Origin of the sequence: Arthrobacter sp. B1I2 (assembly GCF_030816485.1) — a bacterium.
Classification (GTDB): domain Bacteria; phylum Actinomycetota; class Actinomycetes; order Actinomycetales; family Micrococcaceae; genus Arthrobacter.
This window is the reverse complement of sequence record NZ_JAUSYC010000001.1, coordinates 1,109,078-1,129,742: the sequence shown is the minus strand read 5'-3', so window position 1 is coordinate 1,129,742 and position 20,665 is coordinate 1,109,078. Positions and strand designations below refer to the sequence as shown.

The 20,665-nt window shown below is 63.4% G+C and carries 20 protein-coding genes; 10 read left to right on the top strand and 10 right to left on the bottom strand.

Annotated elements, in window-relative coordinates:
- Complete coding sequence (locus tag QFZ57_RS05280; RefSeq protein WP_306898527.1) at positions 1-1,011, top strand: acyl-CoA thioesterase; 1,011 nt, start codon at positions 1-3, stop codon at positions 1,009-1,011.
- On the opposite strand, the gene dnaB is transcribed toward QFZ57_RS05280, so the two are convergent.
- Positions 1,008-2,390, bottom strand: a complete 1,383-nt coding sequence (dnaB, locus tag QFZ57_RS05275) for a replicative DNA helicase (RefSeq protein ID WP_306629390.1) — start codon at positions 2,388-2,390, stop codon at positions 1,008-1,010. The two genes, QFZ57_RS05280 and dnaB, sit on opposite strands and share 4 nt — an antisense overlap.
- A 645-nt stretch (positions 2,391-3,035) precedes the next feature.
- On the opposite strand from dnaB, the gene QFZ57_RS05270 reads away from it, so the two are divergent.
- Positions 3,036-3,341: a hypothetical protein gene (locus QFZ57_RS05270; protein WP_306629389.1), complete on the top strand. Its 306-nt coding sequence runs from the start codon at positions 3,036-3,038 to the stop codon at positions 3,339-3,341.
- A 15-nt stretch (positions 3,342-3,356) separates the two neighbouring features.
- Positions 3,357-3,923: a hypothetical protein gene (locus tag QFZ57_RS05265; protein ID WP_306632434.1), complete on the top strand. Its 567-nt coding sequence runs from the start codon at positions 3,357-3,359 to the stop codon at positions 3,921-3,923.
- Between the two features lie 131 nt (positions 3,924-4,054).
- On the opposite strand, the gene QFZ57_RS05260 is transcribed toward QFZ57_RS05265, so the two are convergent.
- The 7 genes from QFZ57_RS05260 to rpsF all read right to left on the bottom strand — a co-directional run bounded on the left by QFZ57_RS05260 (position 4,055) and on the right by rpsF (position 9,906).
- Positions 4,055-6,271: a CBM96 family carbohydrate-binding protein gene (locus QFZ57_RS05260; protein ID WP_306898526.1), complete on the bottom strand. Its 2,217-nt coding sequence runs from the start codon at positions 6,269-6,271 to the stop codon at positions 4,055-4,057.
- Positions 6,272-6,423: 152 nt separating this feature from the next.
- Positions 6,424-7,050, bottom strand: a complete 627-nt coding sequence (locus QFZ57_RS05255) for an FMN reductase (protein WP_306898525.1) — start codon at positions 7,048-7,050, stop codon at positions 6,424-6,426.
- A 135-nt stretch (positions 7,051-7,185) separates the two neighbouring features.
- Positions 7,186-8,034: a PhzF family phenazine biosynthesis protein gene (locus QFZ57_RS05250; protein ID WP_306898524.1), complete on the bottom strand. Its 849-nt coding sequence runs from the start codon at positions 8,032-8,034 to the stop codon at positions 7,186-7,188.
- Between the two features lie 81 nt (positions 8,035-8,115).
- Entirely contained in the window at positions 8,116-8,568 is a 453-nt protein-coding gene (rplI, locus tag QFZ57_RS05245; protein WP_306629385.1) for a 50S ribosomal protein L9, read from the bottom strand.
- Positions 8,569-8,585: 17 nt separating this feature from the next.
- Positions 8,586-8,825 (bottom strand): 30S ribosomal protein S18, encoded by a 240-nt coding sequence (gene rpsR / locus QFZ57_RS05240; RefSeq protein ID WP_003800144.1) that lies wholly within the window; start codon positions 8,823-8,825, stop codon positions 8,586-8,588.
- A gap of 126 nt (positions 8,826-8,951) precedes the next feature.
- The gene (locus QFZ57_RS05235; RefSeq protein WP_306629384.1) at positions 8,952-9,527 is read right to left on the bottom strand and encodes a single-stranded DNA-binding protein; all 576 of its coding nucleotides are present in this window, start codon (positions 9,525-9,527) and stop codon (positions 8,952-8,954) included.
- 73 nt (positions 9,528-9,600) lie between these two features.
- Entirely contained in the window at positions 9,601-9,906 is a 306-nt protein-coding gene (rpsF, locus tag QFZ57_RS05230; RefSeq protein ID WP_013602900.1) for a 30S ribosomal protein S6, read from the bottom strand.
- Positions 9,907-10,156: 250 nt separating this feature from the next.
- Between rpsF and QFZ57_RS05225 the strand changes: the two genes are divergently transcribed.
- From QFZ57_RS05225 to QFZ57_RS05195, 7 genes are all read left to right on the top strand, one after another.
- Complete coding sequence (locus QFZ57_RS05225) at positions 10,157-10,894, top strand: glycoside hydrolase family 16 protein (RefSeq protein WP_306898521.1); 738 nt, start codon at positions 10,157-10,159, stop codon at positions 10,892-10,894.
- A 273-nt stretch (positions 10,895-11,167) separates the two neighbouring features.
- On the top strand, positions 11,168-12,259 hold the full coding sequence (locus QFZ57_RS05220) for a hypothetical protein (RefSeq protein ID WP_306629382.1): 1,092 nt from the start codon (positions 11,168-11,170) through the stop codon (positions 12,257-12,259).
- Between the two features lie 10 nt (positions 12,260-12,269).
- Entirely contained in the window at positions 12,270-13,088 is an 819-nt protein-coding gene (locus QFZ57_RS05215; protein WP_306629381.1) for a glycosyltransferase, read from the top strand.
- Positions 13,078-14,364 carry a polysaccharide biosynthesis protein gene (locus QFZ57_RS05210; RefSeq protein WP_306898517.1) on the top strand — a complete coding sequence of 429 codons (1,287 nt, stop codon included), beginning with the start codon at positions 13,078-13,080 and terminating at the stop codon, positions 14,362-14,364. Before QFZ57_RS05215 ends, QFZ57_RS05210 begins: the two co-directional genes overlap by 11 nt.
- Positions 14,361-16,139, top strand: coding sequence for a glycosyltransferase (locus tag QFZ57_RS05205; RefSeq protein WP_306898515.1), 1,779 nt, complete (start codon positions 14,361-14,363; stop codon positions 16,137-16,139). The genes QFZ57_RS05210 and QFZ57_RS05205 overlap by 4 nt, the downstream gene beginning before the upstream one ends.
- On the top strand, positions 16,136-16,477 hold the full coding sequence (locus tag QFZ57_RS05200) for a hypothetical protein (protein ID WP_306898513.1): 342 nt from the start codon (positions 16,136-16,138) through the stop codon (positions 16,475-16,477). Before QFZ57_RS05205 ends, QFZ57_RS05200 begins: the two co-directional genes overlap by 4 nt.
- 211 nt (positions 16,478-16,688) lie before the next feature.
- A complete protein-coding gene (locus QFZ57_RS05195) occupies positions 16,689-17,744 on the top strand; it encodes a hypothetical protein (protein WP_306898511.1) in 1,056 nt (351 codons plus the stop codon).
- Positions 17,745-18,606: 862 nt separating this feature from the next.
- On the opposite strand, the gene QFZ57_RS05190 is transcribed toward QFZ57_RS05195, so the two are convergent.
- Together QFZ57_RS05190 and QFZ57_RS05185 are read right to left on the bottom strand one after the other, a co-directional pair.
- Positions 18,607-19,578 (bottom strand): glycosyltransferase family 2 protein, encoded by a 972-nt coding sequence (locus QFZ57_RS05190; RefSeq protein ID WP_306898509.1) that lies wholly within the window; start codon positions 19,576-19,578, stop codon positions 18,607-18,609.
- Between the two features lie 19 nt (positions 19,579-19,597).
- Entirely contained in the window at positions 19,598-20,503 is a 906-nt protein-coding gene (locus QFZ57_RS05185) for a glycosyltransferase family 2 protein (RefSeq protein ID WP_306629375.1), read from the bottom strand.
- Positions 20,504-20,665: the final 162 nt, after the last annotated feature.

Sequence of the window (20,665 nt, the reverse complement as noted above, 5' to 3'; positions counted from 1 at the left end):
ATGACTGAGACCGGCCGCCCCAACTCTGTGACCCTCCGCTTCCTCGCCGCCCCCACCGACGTGGGGCACAGCGGCTCGGTGGACGCAGGCACGGTGCTCGAGTGGGTGGACAAGGCCGCGTATGCCGCGGCGGTGGGATGGGCCAAGTCGTATTGCGTCACCGCTTACGTGGGAAACATCCACTTCGCCGATCCCGTCAACAGCGGGGACATGGTGGAGGTGGAAGCCACCATCGTCTACACCGGACGGTCATCCATGCATATCCGCACCGTTGTGTCCTCCGGGGATCCCAGGGGCGGCCCGGCCACCATGCGCAGCCAGTGCATGGTGATCTTTGTTGCTGTTGGCGAGGATGGAAAACCCATCCCGGTCAAGCAGTTCGAGCCCGTCACTGCGGAAGAGATCGAGCAGCGCGACCATGCGCTGGCCCGCATCAAAATCCGTGAGCAGATCGTTGAAGCCATGAACCGCCAGGAATATACCGGTGCGGGCACCGCCGAACGCGTGACGCTGAGGTTTATGGCCGCTCCCACCGATGTGAACTGGGGCGGCAAGGTCCACGGCGGCATCGTCATGAAATGGATCGACGAGGCCGCCTACGTTTGCGCCTCACGGTACTGCGGCAGGGACACCGTTGCGGTGTTCTCCGGCGGCGTGCGCTTCTACCGGCCGCTGCTCATTGGCCACGTGGTTGAGGTGGAAGCCCGGCTGGTGTACACCGGCACCAAGGGCATGCATATCGCCGTCCACGTCCGTTCCGGTGACCCCAAGGGCCGGGAACTGAACCTCACCACTTATTGCCTCACCGTTATGGTGGCCCGCGACGACGACGGCAACTCGGTGCCTGTCCCCGCCTGGGTGCCGGTCAGCGAGGAAGACAAGCGGCTCCACGCGCATGCCCGCGAACTCCTGGAGATCCGGGGAACGGCACCAGGGAACCGCCTGCCGAACCACCTGCTGGCCGCCGCAGGGCATGCCGGCGGGGGAACCAAGGCTTCGCGGGACGCCTAGAAGCCGCCGCCGCCGGTGTCCCCCGCCATGTTGGCGAAGCGGGAGTAGTGGCCCTGGAAGGCCACCACAATGTCCTTGGTGGGACCGTTACGGTGCTTGGCCACCAGAATGTCCGCTTCCCCGGCCCTGGGGGACTCCTTGTCATAAACGTCTTCGCGGTGAAGCAGGATGACCATGTCGGCGTCCTGCTCAATGGAGCCGGACTCGCGGAGGTCAGACACCATGGGGCGCTTGTCCTGCCTCTGTTCCGATCCGCGGTTCAGCTGGGACAAGGCGATCACGGGGACCTGGAGTTCCTTGGCCAGCAGCTTGAGGGCACGCGAAAACTCGGAGACTTCCTGCTGGCGGGATTCCACTTTCTTGCCCGAGCTCATGAGCTGCAGGTAGTCGAGGATGACCAGCTTGAGATCGTGCTGCTGCTTCAGGCGGCGGCACTTGGCCCGGATTTCCATCAGCGACATATTCGGGCTGTCGTCAATGAACAACGGGGCATCATTCATCCGGCCCATGGTGGTGGCAATCTTGGACCACTGCTCGTCCTTGATGGTTCCCTTGCGGAGGTCCTGGAGCCCAATGGTGGCCTCGGCGGACAGCAGGCGCATCGCGATCTCGTTCCGGCCCATTTCCAGCGAGAACATGACCGTGGCGAGGTTGTTCTTGATAGCCGCGGAGCGGGCGAAGTCCAGCGCGAAGGTTGACTTACCGACGGCAGGACGCGCCGCGATGACGATCATCTGGCCCGGGTGCAGTCCGTGGGTCAGTTCATCGAGCTCGTAGAAGCCGGTGGGTACCCCGGTCATGCCTTCGCCGCGGTGGCCGGAGGCCTCAATTTCGTCCACCGTGGACTCCATGACGTCCTTCAGCACCACGTAATCCTCGGCCGTCCGGCGTTCCGCCACGGCGTAGACCTCGGCCTGTGCCTGGTTGACCAGGTCCTCCACCTCACCGTCCGAGCCGTAGCCCAGCTGGACGATTTTGGTTCCGGCGTTCACCAGCCGGCGAAGTACCGCCCGTTCGGCCACGATCTCCGCGTAGTAGCCGGCGTTGGCTGCCGTGGGCACTGTCTGGATCAGCTCGTGCAAATAGGCAGGGCCACCGATCCTGTTGATCTCGGCGCGCTTGGTCAGCTCATCGGACACGGTGACGGCATCCGCCGGCTCCCCGCGGCCGTAAAGGTCGATGATGGCCTCATAGATGGTCTCGTGCGCCGGCCGGTAGAAATCCTGCCCGCGGAGGATCTCAACCACGTCCGCGATGGCATCTTTGGACAGCATCATGCCGCCCAGTACCGATTGTTCGGCCGGGATGTCCTGGGGAGGCTTCCGGCTGGCATCCGATCCACGGGTTGTCTCGACGGGGTCCAGATGCGCGATTGACAAAGCTGCCGTCCTCCATTTGTGCCGGGCCTATGGGCCCGGCGATCCATCCTGTTCACGGCATCCGATAACCGGCTCCGCCACCTGTCCAGGTTTACCCGGAGGCCCTGACAATCAAGCGTCGGCTGCTCCGAAACCTCACTCCGGCCAAAAGTTATCCCCACTATCCACAGGTTTTCCACAAAGACTCGTGAAAGGTGGTGCGCAGGGCTCCCAACCAGGGCAGGCGCGGCCCTGTTTGGACCGCGGAGAACAGGTACCCCGCTACGCTAGCCGCCCCGGTGCCAGCCGCAAAGCCAGCATGCCGCGGGTGCTGTGGATAACCTGTGCAGTACGGGGCATACCTTGTGCACAGTCTGTGGGGAACTCTGTGGATATCAAAGTTTTTTTGCGGCCAGCATGCGTTTCACCTGCGAAAACACTCATCACAGCATGTGGAGCAAATATTTCTTTCAAGGAATTTCATCCACAGGTCCTCGCGCAGATCCACCGTGGGAAGCGTCAAAGAAGGCGCCGGGAGAGAGTCTCGCATCAACGCCGTGGTGCTCCTCATATTCCGGTCCGGGAGTTTGACCAGGCAGCGGTGGCACTGTATGCGAAGCCGTGAATATTGCTGTGGATAACCACTATCTGGATTAGGCTCTAGGTATGGGCGATCTACTGCTGTTGGTACTGCCGGCGATAGTCTTGGTGGCGCTCCTGTGGGGCATCGCCACCGCCCTGCGGCCGCGTGACGCGGGGACGTCCGAGGCCGAAAAATACCAGCGCGAACTCGCGGAGCGGTCTGCCCGGCACTACGCAGCCCAGGTCCAGGCAGCCACCGCTGCCCGCGCCCGCCTGGAGGCGGCTACCCACCCAAGCCAGAACCAGCAGCAGTACAACCAACAGCAGGAACATGGCCGGGCGGATGGCCTGCAAAGCAATCGCACCTGGCGAGGGCCAGGAAGTACATAAGAACGGCTCGTGAAAATGGAATCGCTTGTGGTCCCGGCCCTTATCCTGCTAGCGGTGGTTGCGGGGGTCACGGTGGCTTACCGCGCCGCCCGGAGGCGCAAAGCAGCGCATGGCGCTTCCCGGTCCCGGCCCGCTGCCACACCCCAGGAGCTGGCCCGGGCAGCAGCAGGCCGGTTATCGGAGGACGAGCACCGGCGGCTTTACGCCTTGATCGCGCAGGGCCAGGCAATGGCCGCCATCAAGTTCTACTACGAGTCCACTGGAGAGGGGCTGCGGGCCTCACGCGACGCTGTAGGGGCCCTGGCAGCCCACCCCCAGCCCTACCGGAGTCCGGAGCCGGTGCAGGCGCTCCAGGAGGACGACGACGAGCCGCAGCGGTTTGCGTACCGCTACCGGGCGATCGCCAGCAAGGGCGACGTAACCCGCGAGGTGAGCAGCAACATGCTTAACGACGAGATTTACGGCAGGATCCGTACCCTGGCCCGCAGCGGCGAGACCGAAGCTGCAGCCAACGCATTGACCAGGCACTCGGATATCACCCTGAAGCAGGCCAGGGAGTTCATCGAGCTGCTGGACGACTAAGTGCAGCAACCGAACTTGGCCGAAGCCGGGAGCTCCATGGCCTGCCTGCCGTGAGAGCCCGGCAACAGGACGAGGCCGGGACCACATCCTGACGGATGCAGTCCCGGCCTGCTTAGGTCGCCTTTGCCTGTCTACTGGAACGTGAGGACCAGCTTGGGTGCCACGGTGCTGCCTGCCTCCTTGGAGTTGAGGTCCAGGCCATCACTGCTGCTGGAATCCAGACCAAGCGAGAGCTGTTGGCCGAGCTCACCTGCCAGGCCGTTGACGGCCAGCGGAATGTTGTAGTTGGTGTTGGTAGCAGTCGGACCGAATGTGCCGATGCTGCTCCCCAGCGTTGGACGGACGTTGAACGTCACCCCGCCCTCGGTCCAACTGTCGTCAGCAACCAGCTTGACGTTCTGAGTACCGGTGGATCCGCTCCCGGCGCTGCGAAGCTGCAACGTGGCGCTCTGGATCGCCCTGCCCGCATAGGCCGAGAGATCGAATTTCAGGTACGAAACCTCCACCGGGCTGTTGTCAACACCCAGCATTGTGCTCGTGCCATAGTTCGTCCCTGTGGCCCCGCTTGAAACGTAGGTGTCTGCGGTGGTAGTGAGTGTAACCGTCTGGGACGTGCCCCCGCCTGAGGCCGCAGCAGTGGTAAAGGTCCACGTCTTGTCCGAGGCCAACGCGTTACCGGCAACATCCTTCACGCCACTGGCGCCGCCCTTGATCGTCGCCGTGTACTGAGTGCTCGGCGCCAGATCCGAATTAGGATTCAAGGTAGCTACGTTGCCTGCGTAGGTAACGGCAGCCGGTACCGGCGTCGTCGTCCCTGCAGCCGTCAGCGTGAACGTGCTCGATGAAATCGAGGACGCATTCATCGCCTCCGAGAACGTCCCGGTCACATCGGCACCGACGGCCGCCCCGGTCGCACCGCCATTCGGCGACGTAGCCGTCACGGTCGGAGCTGTTGTATCTGTGCTGCCGCCCCCACTACCGCCGCTGCCATCGTAGAAGTGCCAGTACCTGTTTGTGGCATTCACATCAGCGAGTACCAGCAGGCCACTGTTGGCTGTGCCGCGGCTGGAGCTGTTCAGGTTCTGCCTTGTGGAAGTTACGTTGTGCACATACTGGTCGGCGTCCACGATCCGGGGCGTCTTGGAGGTAGTGAAGCTGATGGCGTCCAGCGGTGTGGACTTTTCATAGATCGCCCCACCGCTACTTGTGCAGACACCCGCATTCGTTGTTCCACTCGGTTTCGGATACGTAGCGAAGGTCCGCAGCGTCTGGGTGCTTTCATCGATCAGGACGATCACACGGTTGGGGCATTCCGCAACTGTCGCGATCGTGTGCGCAGACCATGTCGCCGTTGAAGTATTCAGGGCCAGCAACTGGATCAACGGCTGGGACGCCGACGTAAAAGAGGTCTTGATGGCAGCAAAGACCTTATCTGACGAAGCGTCCAGCCACTTCAGGTTCATGTGGTCGTCACCGCTGCGCTGCCCCTTGACCGCCGCCACAGGCGTGGTCCAGGACGAGTTCGAGGCTCCGTCGACGTGGTAACTCCAATACATGCCGTCGGTGGTGTCCCCCACCTGCCGGCTCCACATCACACCGATCTTGTTCCCGCTGAAGGCGATCACCGCCGAGTTGTCGTCCACGGACACGTTGCTCAAGGATGCAGGATGTGCAAACGGTGTCCCCCACGTTGCCCCATCGGTGCCGGTGACGTTGAGATAGATCTTGTTCCCCTGTTGCCACGTGGCCCAAACCCGCCCGGTCGAGTCCTTATCAATCGATATGGTCTCGACCTTTTGATTGTTGACTTGGCTGGATCCCAGGCTGGAGTACGTCTTGGTGCTTGCGTTGTAGCTGTACCGGCGCATGGTGGTGGGGAAACCCGCCTCGGAAGGGAGGCCGTCGTTGACGAACCGGAAGCTCGCGACATACAGCGTTTTTCCGTCCCAAAGCACGTCATGATGGGTGTTCGCCCGCGACTCCGTCACCACGCCGGTACTCGTCCACGAGTTTGTGGAGGCATTGAAGCGGAATATCTTGAAGCTGGAACTGCCGGTGTCCCAAAGGTTTCCCCACCAGATCCCGTCGTTGAACCACAGCGAATTCGTCTGCCGCTTGGTACCGGTGGGCGTCCCCGTCCCTGAGTGCGACGGGCCCTCGACCCCCACATCACCCGTAGCGGCGGAAGCCGCCACGGGCGCCACAAGGCCAGCAAGCACAACCAGCAGAGCTGTCAGCAGTGCAGGAAGACCGAGCCGCAACCGACGCGGACGGGGACCCCCAGGGCCGGCAACTGCCCATCTAAAAAAAGGCCAGGAACTCCTGGCACCGCGATCACGCTCGTCCACGTTGGATATTTGATGGTTTCTCAACTTCGCTCCCCGGTGTTGGTCTCAGTCAACCCCCAGATTGCCCAGTGTTGGCGGTGGAAGCATCAAAAACAACCCCCGGGCTGCCCCCTAAACCCGGGGCATCCTGCCCCCTAACCCCGGTCCGCGAGTCAGGAGTTCCCGGAAATGCCGGCCAGCAGTTGCTCGAACGGTAGGGACTCCATCGGGGCGGGCTTCCGGCCGGGCTGCGGGCCCTCCAACAGCCCGGTGAACTCGACCGCAGCGCGCTCGATCCGGTCGGCTAGTGAATGCCCGCCCTCTTCGGCAGTCCCCCAGTCCTGGGGTCCTGCGAACACGCCGGTTGCCGTGATGCGCGTGCGTAGGTAGCTGAACAGCGGTCGCAGCGCGTAGTCCAGGACCATCTGGTGCCTGTCCGTACCGCCGGTGGCACCCAGCAGGACCGCCTTGCCGTCCAGGGACTTCGGGTCAAGGACGTCGATGAAGGACTTGAAGAGGCCGCTGTAGGAGGCGCTGAAGACGGGCGTCACGGCGATGATGCCGTCCGACGCCTCCACGCCGGCGATCACCTCTGCCAGGCGTGGTGCGGCGTAGCCGGTAACGAAGTTGTTGGCGATGTCCACAGCCAGGTCCCGGAGTTCGACGACGTCCACCACCACATGGAGGCCGACCGCCTTAAGCTGCTGTTCCGCGGCTGTTGCCAGCTGGTCGGCCAGCAGCCGGCTGGATGAAGGTACGCCAAGTCCAGCGGAAAGGACGGTGAGACGGCGGGTTTCCATGGCATTCTCCTGGTATTCGTTCAATCAGTATACATGCGTATGCATCTATTCCCCTGAACTGCGGCCGGCGCCGATGTATTCCCGCAACTTGAATCCGAGACCTGGGTTACGGGACTTTTATCCCCCAACGGCGGATCAGAGAAGGACAGTCCCGCGGATACAGGTGGTGGAGTCACCGCCCACCCAGATGTCCCCGTCTTCAGAACTGATGTGGATGCGCCCGGCCCGCCCCAGGACGGTGCCCTGCGAGGCCACATACTGCTTGGGCGCCCTGTCGCTGCCGATGAGCCACTGGGCAGCACCGGCGTTGAAGCTGCCGGTAACGGGATCCTCCGCCATGGCGTCCCCGGGCAGGAAAGTGCGGACCTCGAAGTCGGTACCAGCGCCCGGTGCGCGCGGGCCGATCACGCCCACTTTCAGGTCACCCATCGCCACCTGGTCCGGTTCAAGGGCCAGCACCTGCTCCGCGGATTCCAGCAGGACACCGATCCATTCGGGCCCGTTTACCAGCCAGGATGCGTCGATGATGTCAGAAGCAGATACCCCAAGCGCCGCCGCCAACTGCCGCCGGATGGACGCTTCCACCGGCCCGAAGCGCGTCAGGGGCGGTGCCGCGAAGGCCAGCCGCCCGCCATCGCGCCTTATCCTGACCAGCCCCGCAGCACACTCCTGCACCACGTAGCCATCGGTCTGCGGCACTCCCCCTGCCTGCAGCCAGGTATGGGCCGACCCCAGCGTCGGATGGCCTGCGAACGGAAACTCCTCACTGCCGGTGAAGATCCGGACCCGGTAGTCAGCGCGGGGATCCTCGGGGGGCAGGAGGAAGGTGGTTTCGGAAAGGTTGGTCCAGTTGGCGAAATGCTGCATCGTTGCCGTATCCAGGCCCCGGGCATCAAGAACGACGGCGAGGGGGTTGCCCCGGTAGGCCTGGCTGGCGAATACATCCACTTGGTGGAAAGGACGGCTGCGTGGTGTCGGATTCACTCGGAGCAGGCTATCACTGGAAAGCGAAAGACCCCCGCCGCCGGAATCCGGCAACGGGGGTCTTCTGGTGCGGTTGAGGAATTACTTCCCTGCAACCACGTCCAGTTCGATCACAGCGGCAACGTCAGCGTGGAGGCGGACGTTGGCCTGGTAGGAACCAACCGACTTGATGTGGGCGGGCAGTTCAACCTTGCGCTTGTCGATCTTGCCAAGGCCAGCGGCCTCAACAGCGTCGGCAACGTCGCCCTGCTTGACGGTGCCGAACAGGCGGCCGGACTCGCCGGCCTTGACGACCAGCTTGACCGGCTTGGCGGACAGTGCAGCGGCCTGCTTCTGAGCATCTTCCAGGGAAGCGTGCTCGCGGGCAGCGCGGGCAGCCTTGATGGACTGAACCTGCTTCTCGCCACCCTTCGACCAGGTCAGGGCGAAGTTGCGGGGCAGCAGGTAGTTACGTGCGTAACCGTCCTTGACCTCGACAACATCGCCAGCAGCACCGAGACCGGTTACTTCGTGGGTCAGAATGAGCTTTGCCATGTTAGTTAATCCCTTCCTTAGCCGCGGCCAGCGCCGGAGTAAGGCAGCAGAGCAACTTCGCGGGCGTTCTTGATTGCCTGGGCGATCTTGCGCTGTTCCTGCACCGTAACGCCAGTAACGCGACGGGCGCGGATCTTTCCGCGGTCGGAGATGAACTTGCGCAGCAATGCTACGTCCTTGTAGTCGATGACAGTGATGTCAGCGGCCTTCAAGGGGTTGGACTTTGGTTTGGGCTTACGGAGTTCAGCCTTAGCCATCGTGGAGCTCCTATTCTAGGGAGCCCGTGGATATTGATCCACGGGATGGTGGTGGTCCGACGGCGGCAGTACCCTTGGGTGCCTTTCAGCACCCCGGCACCCCGGCGTCGGGCCGTTGTTTGGGTTTTAGAAGGGAGGTTCAGAATCGGGGCCGTTGCCCCAGCCGCCTGCGTTGGACACGCCGGGCGTGGCCCAGGGATCGTCCTGTGCAGCCTGCTGGTTGCCACCGCTCCAGCCTCCGCCGGCGTTGGCGCCCTGGTTTCCACCAGAGTTGCCGCCGCCGAACCCACCGCCGCTGTTGCCGCCGCCGAAGCCGCCGCCACCCTGTCCGCCGGAGCGCTGGGTGCGGTTGACCTTGGCATTGGCATACCGCAGGCTGGGGCCGATTTCGTCGACCTCAAGCTCGATAACGGTGCGCTTTTCGCCTTCTTTTGTTTCGTAGGAACGGCTCTTCAAACGGCCGGTAACGATGACGCGCATTCCCTTGGTCAGGGATTCGGCAACGTTCTCGGCTGCTTCACGCCAGACAGCGGCGCGGAGGAAGAGGGTTTCCCCGTCCTTCCACTCGTTGGACTGGCGATCAAAGGTGCGGGGAGTGGAAGCGATGGTGAAGTTCGCTACTGCCGAACCGGACGGTGTGAACCGCAATTCCGGGTCATTGGTGAGATTACCGATGACCGTAATGGTGGTCTCGCCTGCCATCTACTGCCTCCTTGTTCGATCCTGGGTGAAGAGTGCGTTTCCTGCGGGGTAAAGAATGAAGACCGGTGCTGTATTACTCAGCAACAACCTTCTGCTCTTCGGGGCGGGTGATCTTGGTGCGCATGATGGTCTCGTTAAGAGACAGCTGGCGGTCAAGTTCCTTGGCGGTCTCCGGCTTGGCGGTGAAGTTCACCACGGCGTAGATACCTTCGGACTTCTTCTTGATCTCGTAAGCCAGGCGGCGACGGCCCCAGATGTCAACCTTCTCGATGGTTCCACCATCGTTGGTGATGACGTTCAGGAACTTCTGAAGCGACGGCTCAACGGTACGCTCTTCGACCTCGGGGTCGATGATTACCATCAATTCGTAAGGACGCATATGTGAACCCACCTCCTTTGGGCTAAGCGGTTACGGTATTTCCGTAACAGGAGGTTCATTTGCGAGTCAGTGCAACGTCTTGCCTCGGAAAGGAGGCGGGACGCAGCACAGACTTCACTATCTTAGTGCATCTGGACCGGATAGGCGATTCGCTTGACTCAAGGTTAGGCGTCCCTGACGGAGGAGGAAGCCGGCGCGGAGGCTATGTGGAAAACCCGCTGCAGGTACCGGGCCCCTTATCATCTGAGGTATGCGTCGACGCTGGATCGCCCTCGGGATGGCGGCATTGTTCCTGGCCGGCTGCCCGGCTCCTTCATCGGAGTCGGCTGTCACCGGGTCGGCGGCTGCACGTCTGGACTGGGGCACGCCGATCGCCGGCGACGAATTCAACTACACGGGCGCACCGGACCCCACCAAGTGGTCCGTGTACGACAGCGCCGGACACGCAGGGAACGGTATGCGCAGCCCCCGCCAGGTGGCGGTGGACGGATCAAAAATGGTGATAACCGGAACATCGGACGGTACTTCCGCCGGAATCAGCGCCAAGTTCGGCCTCCAGAAGTACGGCCGCTGGGAGGTCCGCGCGGCGGGCTCCGGTGACGACGAGTACCACATGGTGTCGATCCTGTGGCCGGACAGCGGGAACTGGCCGTGTGACGGCGAAGTCGACTACACGGAGACGACCGGGGACTGGAACCTCGTCAAATTCTTCCATCACTATGGCTGCTCGGACTCGAAGACGTCAGTTTCCAAGGCCCTGGATCTCACCCGGTTCCACAATTATGCGGTTGATTGGTCTCCGGCCGGCATCGTCGGCTACGTCGATGGGGTGAAGTGGTTTGAGGACAACGACCCCGCTCACCAGCCGCCGGGATCGATGCACCAGACGCTGCAACTGGACTGGTTCCCGGACGGCACTCCCGACGGACCAGGCGAGATGCGGGTGGACTGGGTTCGCGTTTATGCGCAGGATACCCCCTCTACCTGACGTGCTGAACCAGGCAAACCCCCAACGTACTTAACGCGGCACTCAAAGCTGTCCCTCCACCCCCAGCCCTGCCGAAAGCGCGCCGTTCCCCACGTAGGAGGCGGCGCAAAAGGCGAGTACTCACTACCGGTGTTTACCTGGCAGGCCTAACCTACGCTCGATTCTGCCGGCGAAGTTTCACGGCCGGGGGTTACGAATCCGTCTACGGGCACTGGGTGGATTGGCCCGGGCCGGAGCTGCATTCGGCCGACACCAATCAGACAGGGGAGGACTATGAGCACCAGGCGGGCGAAGTCTCTGCACTTCGACATTCACGGCCGCGTCACGATCAGCGTCGACGCGATGGCCCCCACAGCGAGGCAGCTTCAGAGCATGTTGGCGTGTTTCGCTTCCGACACTGAACGGCAGCCTGACATTATTGTCGATGACCGGCCGGAACCCATGCCGGACGCGGGTTTGGTCGAGCATGAGTTGGCGTACACGGACAACAGTGTGCGCTTCCAGGCTGACCGCGTCCAGGTCGTAAGGGATGGAGATCAGTGGCGCGTTCACGGGCCGGGGGAGCTGCTGACCTCCGTGGTACCGGTTCTCGATGCCGCCATGATCTCTCGTGGAGCGGCCATGATCCACGCGGCGACGATGGCCTACCGAGGCCACGCGATCGCACTTCCGGCTGCCGGCGGGACCGGTAAGACGAGCACCGCGGCCAAGTTGATGCGGCGTGAAGGGTGGTCGTTCATGGGCGACGACTGGGCATTCCTCGCCGAGGATGCCACGCTGCTCGGCTACGCGAAGCCGATGTTTATCAAGCCGCATCACCGTGCAATTTATCCGCACCTCTTCGAGGGTGCACGCAAGCCACTCGTCCCTTCCCGGTTCTCCGGGAGCATTGGGCGACTCACTACCGTGGTGCACCCGTTCGTTATCCGCTATCCACGCCTGGCAGACTTCTCCCGGCGGTGGTCGCCGGAGCACCGGATGGTCACCGCGGAGGCCGCGTTTCCAGGGCGGAAAGTGACCACTTCGGCCCCGCTTGCGGCCGCCATCTATGTCGAGCGGTACGAGGGCGCACGCTCCCGGGTTGTCGAGAGGTCGCGCGACTGGATGGTCGACCGCATGATCGGCAACTTCCACATCGAGATGGCCGGCTTCTCGCAGCGGGTCGTGACCGGACTGGCTGCCACGTCCGTCGTCCCATGGCGTGAGCACTTTGCGGCGAAGGGGCTTGTTTTGAGCAAAGCTCTTGACGGACGCCCCTGCCACCTGTTCCAAATCCCATCCGCCTACTCCGCGGACCAGGCGTCAGACGATATTGTCCGGCACCTGGACGAGTTGCTGCCGTCGATCCTCGACGAGCAGGTCTGAGGGGGACACCGTGGGCTACAGTACAGCAGACGTCACCGCGGTCGTTCCGGCCCGCAACGCGGAGCAACTGCTTCCGCGCTGTCTGGAAGCCTTGCGTCAGTCCGGTGTCGCCGAAATCATCGTGGTGGACGGGTTATCCACCGACCGCACTGTCGAACTTGCCCGGGCGGCCGGTGCCCGTGTCCTAAGTGACGAAGGACGCGGCCTGCCCTGGGCCCGAACGCTCGGTGTCCAGAGCAGCAGCACCCGTTGGGTCCTGCTCGTGGATGCCGACGTGGTGTTCGGCGCCACGGGGGTCGCGGACTTGCTCATTGAGATGGTGGAGGACGGGTACGACGCTCTCCAGGCCGGCCTGGAGAGCGTCGCCGGGCCGGGCTACTGGGGGCAGGCGCTGGCACATCACCATCGCACCGGCCGCAGCCGGAACTGGTTCGGACTCGTCGCGACGCTCGTCGACCGGGAAGTGATGCTTAGCCTGGGTTTCGATGACTCATTCAAGTCCGGTGAGGACATCGAACTGCGTTGGCGGATGCGGCAATCAGGAATGAAGACGGGAGTGTCGCAGCGGGTCATGGTCGAACACCGGTTCGCCGCGGACGATTTTGACTTCGCACTCGACCAGTTCCTCATGGACGGTACAGGACTCGGACGGATGGTCCGCAAGCACGGCTGGAGCGGCGCACGGCTAGCACTCCTGCCCGCTGCCGCGGCAGTCCGCGGCAGCGCGCTGAGCCTCGCTGCCGGCCAACCCCAATGGTTGCGCTATTACATCGCCTTCTGCTGGTACAACTATGCGGGTATGGCGAGGGGTTTAGGTCGTGACGGCTGAACATGAGCTCGCCCCATCGGAGACCGTGCCCGTCGTCCGGCACTCCCCCCTGCGCAGTTCGCTCGGCCTCGTCCTGGCGAAGGCTGCCCAGACGGGCACGGGCTTCGCCTTCTGGGTCGTGGCCGCGCACGCGGCGCTCGATCGTGAGGTCGGGCTCACCACTGCTGCCGTTTCGGCTGTGATGATCTGCACCCAGCTAGCCGTTTTGGGCACTGGATCCGCCGTAATCGTCTCGGTGGGGCGGGGGGAGCCGCCCGCACGGGTGCTGGACGCGGCGTTCGGCATCGTGGGGGTAGCCGGCACGGTACTGGCCCTCGGCTACCTTGTGCTGGAGTTGTTCGTGGCGCCGGACACGGCCTCGATGTCTGTTCTCTTCTGGGCGACGTTCGTGGTGGCTGCCGTCACAGGAACCATGTGTACCGTGCTGGACCAGGCGCTCGTAGCGCTGGGACGCGGCAGCAGCGCGACGCTCAGGTACACCCTGGGCGGGTTGGTTTCCCTTGGTGCCGCAGCGCTCGTGGCGTGGCAGGCACACGGTGCCTCGGCCGACGTGTTAATGGCCTGCTGGACCCTCGGCTCGGCCGTTTCATGTATCATCGGTGGTGTCCAGTTGAGAAGGCTGGTCGGCTACCGGCCAAGGCCGTCCCTGCACCCCGCACGCGGACGTTCATTGCTCAAGATGGGAATTCCCAACCAGCTTCTTACGCTCACCGAGCGCGCCCCGGGACTGGTGCTGCCGCTCCTGCTTGCGCACATGGTGTCACCAGAGGTGGCAGCCTACTGGTATCCCGCATGGATGATGGCCTGGGCTGCCTACACTGCACCAATGCTGATGGGCATCGTCCAATTCTCGGAGGGTGTCCGTGAACCCGGCCGCCTGGCGGCGACTACCTGGGCGAGCTTCCGTTGGTCGCTCCTCGTTGGCGGCCTCGCTGCCGTGGTCCTCATCGTCCTCGCCCACCCACTGCTCCATTTGCTCGGTGACAGGTACGCCAATGCGTCCACCGTCACCCTGCGGTTGTTGGCCGCCGGAGTGGTGGCATATGCAGTGCTGCAGGCCTACAACTCCGTTTGCCGGGTCCTCGGGCGCTATACAGAATCCATCGTGGTCGGGGTCGCGCTCGGAGCCGCCCTCTGCGTCTCAGCCCTGGTGGCCGCCAGCAATGGCTCCAGTGCCATGGCCCTTGCGTGGCTGGTGGTGCTCACCGTCGGGGCCATCGTCATCGGACTCCGGCTCATTGCTATTCTCCGCCGCACCAAAAAGGAGGCATCATGACCAGCACGCTCAAGGAGACTATCCGCCCCAGGGCGCGCTGGAAGCCCCGTGATCTCTGGTGTGCCGCGGCGGGCGCTGTGTCGCTCGCGCTTGCAGCGTGGGCCGCCTCAACTGTGTCAGTACCCGTGAGCAGCGACCTGGGACTCGTCGGCGTGCTGCCCTACCCGTTCTGGGTTGGGGTCCTGATCCTCAACCTCGCCTTCTTCGTGGCGCTACGGGGGGATTCTGCGGGCCCCGCGAGCCGCCCGGTCATGCTGTGGCTCATCGTGGTCCTCGTGCTTATTCTTTTTGGCACGGCAGCCTTCGTAACGGATGCGCCACGGGGTGAGGTCGCATTCCGGCACCTTGGTATCGCTGACGTCCTGTCAAGCTCCGGGGGGATCGACCCAAACATCGACGCGTACTTCAACTGGCCGGGCTTCTTTGCACTCCTGGCGACCGTGCTGGGCGCGGCCGGAATAGACCCGGTCACGGTTGCCCTCTGGGCACCGGTACTCAATATCGGCTTGTGGCTCACTGCCCTGAGCGTGCTGACCCGTTACCTGACGAATGATCCGCGGCGGCGGTGGCTGGTGCTCTGGATCTTCTGCCTTGGCAATTGGCAGGACCAGGACTATCTGTCCCCCCAAGCCTTCGGTTTCTTCCTGTACCTCGTCCTGGTCGTGTTGCTCATGGGCCCACTCGCCGCTAAGACACCTATATTCCGTGGCTTCAAGCGCGCCGATCTGACGGCGTGGTGGCGGGCACGGACGCCAGCCGAAGGTCGGCCGGGCCACCGGCTCGGCGCCCTGGTGGCGACCCTCTTGCTGATAACGGTCATCTGCGCCAGCCATCAGCTAACGCCGTTCCTGGCGCTTATCGCCATGACTGCCCTGACTCTTAGCGGACGGGTTTGGCCCAGCCGGCTGCCGCTAATCACCGGGATCCTCCTGGTACTCTGGCTCGTCTACCCGGCGAGTACGTACCTTGCGGGGCACCCACCCCTGGCCGATGGAGGACTGCAGACAGCGATCGAGGCGAACGTTGTCCACCGCGCGGCGGGGACCGCCGGGCACATGCTCGTAGTCCAGATCCGGATAGGTCTGACCGTCATTCTCTGGGCCCTCGCCGCGGCCGGAACGATCCGCGATTGGCGCAGACGGCGCCTGGACATCCGGGTGGTCCTCCTCGCCGTCACTCCACTGTTGCTCTTCCCCGTGCAGGCCTATGGAGGTGAAATGCTTATCCGCATATCGCTGTTCGCGCTCCCGTTCATTGCGATGCAGGCATCTTCGGTCCTGCTTCCCACGAAAGGCAGCGCAGGTCCCGCCTCCCGTCGTACTTTCGTCCTTGTCCCAATCTGCTTCCTACTCGCTGTGCTGGCCGTAACAAGCCGGTTCGGTAATGCGCAGTATGACGTATTTGCAGACAATGAAGTCGCCGCTGTCGCAGCTGTTGACCAGCTCGCTCCGCCCGGATCAGCAATCATCGCGGCTGCCCACCCGACGCCATGGCGCAGCCAGGACTACCTGGGCCACCGGTACCGAACGATCGAGGACCTGTGTCCCTCCGACCTGTCGGCTGCAACGTGCGGGCCACTCGTCTACCACTTCGCCAAGCACAATTCTGCTGGTGGCTACCTGCTACTCATGAGCTCCGCTGAGTCGAGTCTCGTCGTGCAGGGCCAAACCACCCAGCGCGGCTTCGAGGAGCTGGAGGACTGGCTCAGTTCACAAGACGGCGTGCAGCTCGCTTACAGCAACAGCGATGCACGCGTATACCGGGTGAAGCCATGAACGCCCGTGGAATGAGCCGGACCACCTTGGTGCTGGGTGTATCCGCCGTGGCACTGTCACTGGTCACGCTGGTCGGGCTGCCGACGCCGCTGCAGGCGGTCGCCGCTATAGGCGTCCTCGTCCTGCTCCCGGGCCAGGCACTGGCCCGGCTCATACCTGTTAGCGACGCCGCACTTGGCGTGCTGCTCGTCCTGGGGCTCGGTCTGGCCACACTCACTGCAGTGTCCACGGCCATGTTCTACCTCACCGTGTGGTCTTGGCAGGCATGCGTCATCACCATGGGCGTCGTCACTGTCCTAGCATGCGCAGCACGGGCACGGCAGGAGGTCACACCATGATTGAGTTGGCAGGATTAATAGCGGCCGCGGTGCTGCTCGTCACGCTCGTAACACTCGAGGTCCGACGGGTCGGCACAGTCTCGGAACCAGGCACGGGGCAACCCGCCGACGCGGCCCTCCAGCGCAGGGCGCGGAGTACCAGGGTCGTCGTCGGCGTCATGTGGGTGCTGTTTGTGGCTCTCTTGTTCCCCCGCGTTTTGGGACTGCTTACGTGAGCCGGGCGGCGCGATGGGTGCTCCTCAGCGACCTGCACCTGGACGTGTCCGACGACGACCCCCGCCACCCCGGCAGAGTGCTGCCGGAGTTCATCGGCCGCGAGGTACGCCCAGCCCCAGGTCCACAGCAGCACGTTGTCTTCAACGGTGACACCTTTGAGCTTGCAGGATTGGCCGAGGGCGAGAGCTTGGCTCGACTCGGGTCCATTCTCTCCGGGCATCCTGACACGTTCCAGGCGTTGAAGTCGTGCGCGGCGTCCGGCGTGCAGCTGCACTTTGTGTGCGGGAACCATGATGTGGAGTTGGCGCGGCCGGCGGTGGCCGCGCGACTATCGGCGCTGCTGGCACCGAACGATTCCACACGGGTCCACGTGCACCCGTGGTTCCTGCACGTCCCCTCCGTGCTCGTGGCCGAGCACGGCCACCTGCACCACGCGCTGCACAGGATACCCGAGGTGCTCCGGACCGGGGTCAACGGCACTGACGAACTGGACCTGCCCCCACTGGCCGCCTGGCACGCAGACCCGGCGAAGTCGCGCCTGAGCCGCGCCGGAGCCGTTGCCCGGGCCTGCCTGGCTTCGGAACGGGCGGAACGCCGGGTCCGAGGGCTCGCTTATGACGAGCTGTTGCAGAACGAGTCGCTGCGGCTCACACTCGACGGGACGGCAGTGCGGGAGCTCGCGCGGCTGTCCCGGTTCCGGACGGTGTCAGCGCTGCCTCTCACCGCCACCCGCATGCTTCTTGCGGCCACCGGACGCAGGGTAAATGGCGGGAAAGCTCCTGCTTCAGCTGCCCGTTTCACCCGCATCCTTGAGACGCACGGCTCCCCTGTGGCCTGGTACATCTCAGCCCACACCCACCGGGCCCTCGAATCGGCGCTGGAAACCTCTCCCACCCGGTACGTCAACACCGGCACCTGGTCCTCGGACATCCGCGGGGACGGGCCGGACCAGTCGGACCGTAAAGCTTTCCCATATGCCCTGATCAACGTCGCCGATGACGGCGCCACCAGCGGCGGACTGCGGTACTGGCGTCCAACCGACGCCGGTTGAGAGCCGAACCGACGTCAGCGCGCCTGCCGCTGTTGGGGGCCGGATACCGGAGGATCATCGATTTCATCACCGCATGCGGTACAGTCCGTGCCATAGGGGTCGAGGGCGCCGGCACCTACGGTGCGGAGCTTGCCCGTCTTGACGCGCGAAGGAATGCAGGTCGCCTAAGGAATGCGTCCGAACCGGCAGAGCCGCCGCCTGCACGGCAAGTAAGACCCGCTGGACGGCGTACCAGTCGGCCGAAGCCGCGGTGGCAGGCAGCAGGACGTCGATGCCGAAAGCGCACAACGGCGCCGTTGAGGCACTGTGCGTACTGTGCGCCGAGAGATTAACCGCGACGCGCCCCAGCGTAGCGGTGATGGCTCAGATCAAAAGCATTCCTTGTCTCCGCTCCCGAAGCCTTGCACGCCCGCTACCCTGGGCCGCATCACCACCGCGATGATTGCCACACCGGAAGAGTCCCGCCCCGCCAGCACCCTGACCGACCCAGTGAGCACACCCGCCAGCGTCTCAGCCGCAGCAGAGACCGGCAAGCCAACAAAAGCCATCCATCACATCGCACTGGTCCGCATGAGCTGTTACCCGCGCACCAAACACCACAGTCCAGATTCGAGCGTGGACTGACCCGCGACCACTTCTTCCAACGGTATTCAGACTGGCTCAACACCAATTGACACCAAATAGGAGCATCAACGAAAGAATCTCAACTAAGCCTCAGGGGCCTGGGACCGGTTCGATACCGGCCCCAGGCCCCTGAGGCTTAGAATTTCTTGGCTCTCCAACTTCTGGACCAATTCAGTAGCCGCAACTGGTTCCGAGGCCGTGCCGTCGTCTGCCAAGAGCGATACCTTCACGCCTTCGCTCACTGGACTTCCCGCCAGGGTGCACCCTTGAGAACTAAGCCGTCCGGCTGGGTTGTAGAGACATGAGCCATCTGGCGCCCCCGTAAGTAGCCGGCGGACGTGAAGGCCAGCACCGCGAGGACGGAGGCCGCCCGGCCCAGTCCATAGGGGTTGGCACCTCGGCTCCAATCGCGGATTCCGGAAAACACGGCACGCGGCAACGTGCTGCGGACATATCGCCGCTCCGGGCCCAAGGCCCGCTTCTGTCCCACAATCTGGCTGACCTGCGCCTTGGAAATACCCTCGGACCAGGACCTTGAGAGCATATAACGCAGGCTGCCTCTTTCCGCCGGTACATGGTGCCGAACCAGGGCAGCGGGTTCGTAAACAATGCGAGATCCAGGTGCGCCCATCGTGGAACGGATGCAGATCTCAGTCTCCTCGCAGCCGAGCGGCAACGTACCTTTCCGGCCAAGCGACTGGTTAAAGCCACCCACCTGGTGCAGTACCTCGAGCCGGAACGACATGTTGGCGCCTATGACGTTGCGGACTTCGGAGGCCACTCGAGGCAATCCCCTGTGGCTGCATCCCACAATCCAGTCCAATTCCTCCGCGAAGTAGCCGGGCCGGCCGGATTCCCATAGCGGAACAACCTTCCCGCCCACGGCCAGGACGTCGGGATCGTCGTACAGCGCCACGAGGCGTTCGAGCCAATCCGGCGCCGCCTCAGCGTCGTCATCCAGGAAGGCGACGATGTCAGACTCAGCGAGCCCCACGCCCGTATTGCGGGCACCGGACAGCCCGGGCAGTCCGGTGCTCTCCACGATCGTGACGTCGTCGACAATCTCGACGAGCCTCTCATACAGGTCCTTATTGTGGTCGATGACAACCAACACCTCGTCGGGGGCCATCGTCTGATGGCGGACGGATTCGATCACGTCCAACAGCATGCCCCACCGTTTCGAGGTGTAGGCGCAAATGACGACAGTCACCGACAGTGGTTTGATACGGTCAAGCATGCTGGCTCACCGCCGGCGCAAGAACGCTGTGCGGATCCACAGGCAGTCGCGTGAAACGAACGTTGGAGTAGGTGTACTTCACGCGGCGGAGGGCTTCGGGGCGTGCGCCTGCGGTGGGCGCTTCCCAAACCGCGCACTCCCGGGCCAGCGTGTGCAGCACGCGCCAACCATCCCGGAATGTCTGGAGGTTGGACGCCCCGGAAATCCTGTCCAACTCAAGGCTGGGGACCTCGGCAATCCGCAATCCCGCTTTGGCTGCTCTGACGATGAGTTCTGTTTCGATCTCAAAACCGTCGGACTGCAACTCCAGTACTTCCAGGCATTCCCGTCGGAAGGCGATGTATCCGTAACAGAGATCCGAATAATTGCTGTGCAGGACAGCGTTGGCCAGCAGGGTCAGCGCCCTGTTACCTGCTTTCCGGAGGCGGGTCAGGTCTTCCGACCCACCTCCGGTGACGTGCCGGGATCCCTTCACGAAATCAAAATCGTGCTGGAGGGGCGCAACGAACCACCCGATCTCCTGCGGGTCCATGCTCCCGTCCGCGTCCAGCATGACGATGATGTCGCCGGATGCTGCCGCAAAGCCGGAGCGCAGGGCTACACCTTTCCCTTTTCGGGTTTCATTGACAATTACAACGTCCGCACGCAGTGCCTTGGCCACTTCAACAGTGTTGTCCTGCGAGCGGCCGTCCACGATGATCACCTCATCGACATAGGAGGGCATCCGGCGCAGAACCCAAGGAAGGTTCTTTTCCTCGTTCAACGTGGGAATAACTACGCTGATTGATGCCTGCGATGATAAAAGTCCCGGCTCGGAAAACAGAGCTGGAAGTTGGGGCGAAATCGACAATTGCCTCACCACTTCATGACAGTTCGGATTCTTGACAATGCCGCCCACCGTTAGGGGCGGCACCAACGCTTAATCCGGTCATGGTCTGGTCGCTGTCCCCCAGCAACCCATCGCCAATCCTCTGGCCGTTCCGAAAGACTATCGCCTACCTAGTACAGGTATCACGAGTAGTAGGTACTCGCTTTTTCCTACCTTTCATCCCCTGTTAGG

Excerpts from the sequence above, each read along its gene's own strand:
- QFZ57_RS05265 (WP_306632434.1), top strand. The coding sequence starts at position 3,357 with ATGGAATCGCTTGTGGTCCCGGCCCTTATCCTGCTAGCGGTGGTTGCG.
- QFZ57_RS05220 (WP_306629382.1), top strand. The coding sequence starts at position 11,168 with ATGAGCACCAGGCGGGCGAAGTCTCTGCACTTCGACATTCACGGCCGC.
- QFZ57_RS05235 (WP_306629384.1), bottom strand. The coding sequence starts at position 9,527 with ATGGCAGGCGAGACCACCATTACGGTCATCGGTAATCTCACCAATGAC.
- QFZ57_RS05205 (WP_306898515.1), top strand. The coding sequence starts at position 14,361 with ATGACCAGCACGCTCAAGGAGACTATCCGCCCCAGGGCGCGCTGGAAG.
- rplI (WP_306629385.1), bottom strand. The coding sequence starts at position 8,568 with ATGGCAAAGCTCATTCTGACCCACGAAGTAACCGGTCTCGGTGCTGCT.
- QFZ57_RS05280 (WP_306898527.1), top strand. The coding sequence starts at position 1 with ATGACTGAGACCGGCCGCCCCAACTCTGTGACCCTCCGCTTCCTCGCC.
- QFZ57_RS05225 (WP_306898521.1), top strand. The coding sequence starts at position 10,157 with ATGCGTCGACGCTGGATCGCCCTCGGGATGGCGGCATTGTTCCTGGCC.
- QFZ57_RS05270 (WP_306629389.1), top strand. The coding sequence starts at position 3,036 with ATGGGCGATCTACTGCTGTTGGTACTGCCGGCGATAGTCTTGGTGGCG.
- QFZ57_RS05255 (WP_306898525.1), bottom strand. The coding sequence starts at position 7,050 with ATGGAAACCCGCCGTCTCACCGTCCTTTCCGCTGGACTTGGCGTACCT.
- rpsR (WP_003800144.1), bottom strand. The coding sequence starts at position 8,825 with ATGGCTAAGGCTGAACTCCGTAAGCCCAAACCAAAGTCCAACCCCTTG.
- rpsF (WP_013602900.1), bottom strand. The coding sequence starts at position 9,906 with ATGCGTCCTTACGAATTGATGGTAATCATCGACCCCGAGGTCGAAGAG.
- QFZ57_RS05200 (WP_306898513.1), top strand. The coding sequence starts at position 16,136 with ATGAACGCCCGTGGAATGAGCCGGACCACCTTGGTGCTGGGTGTATCC.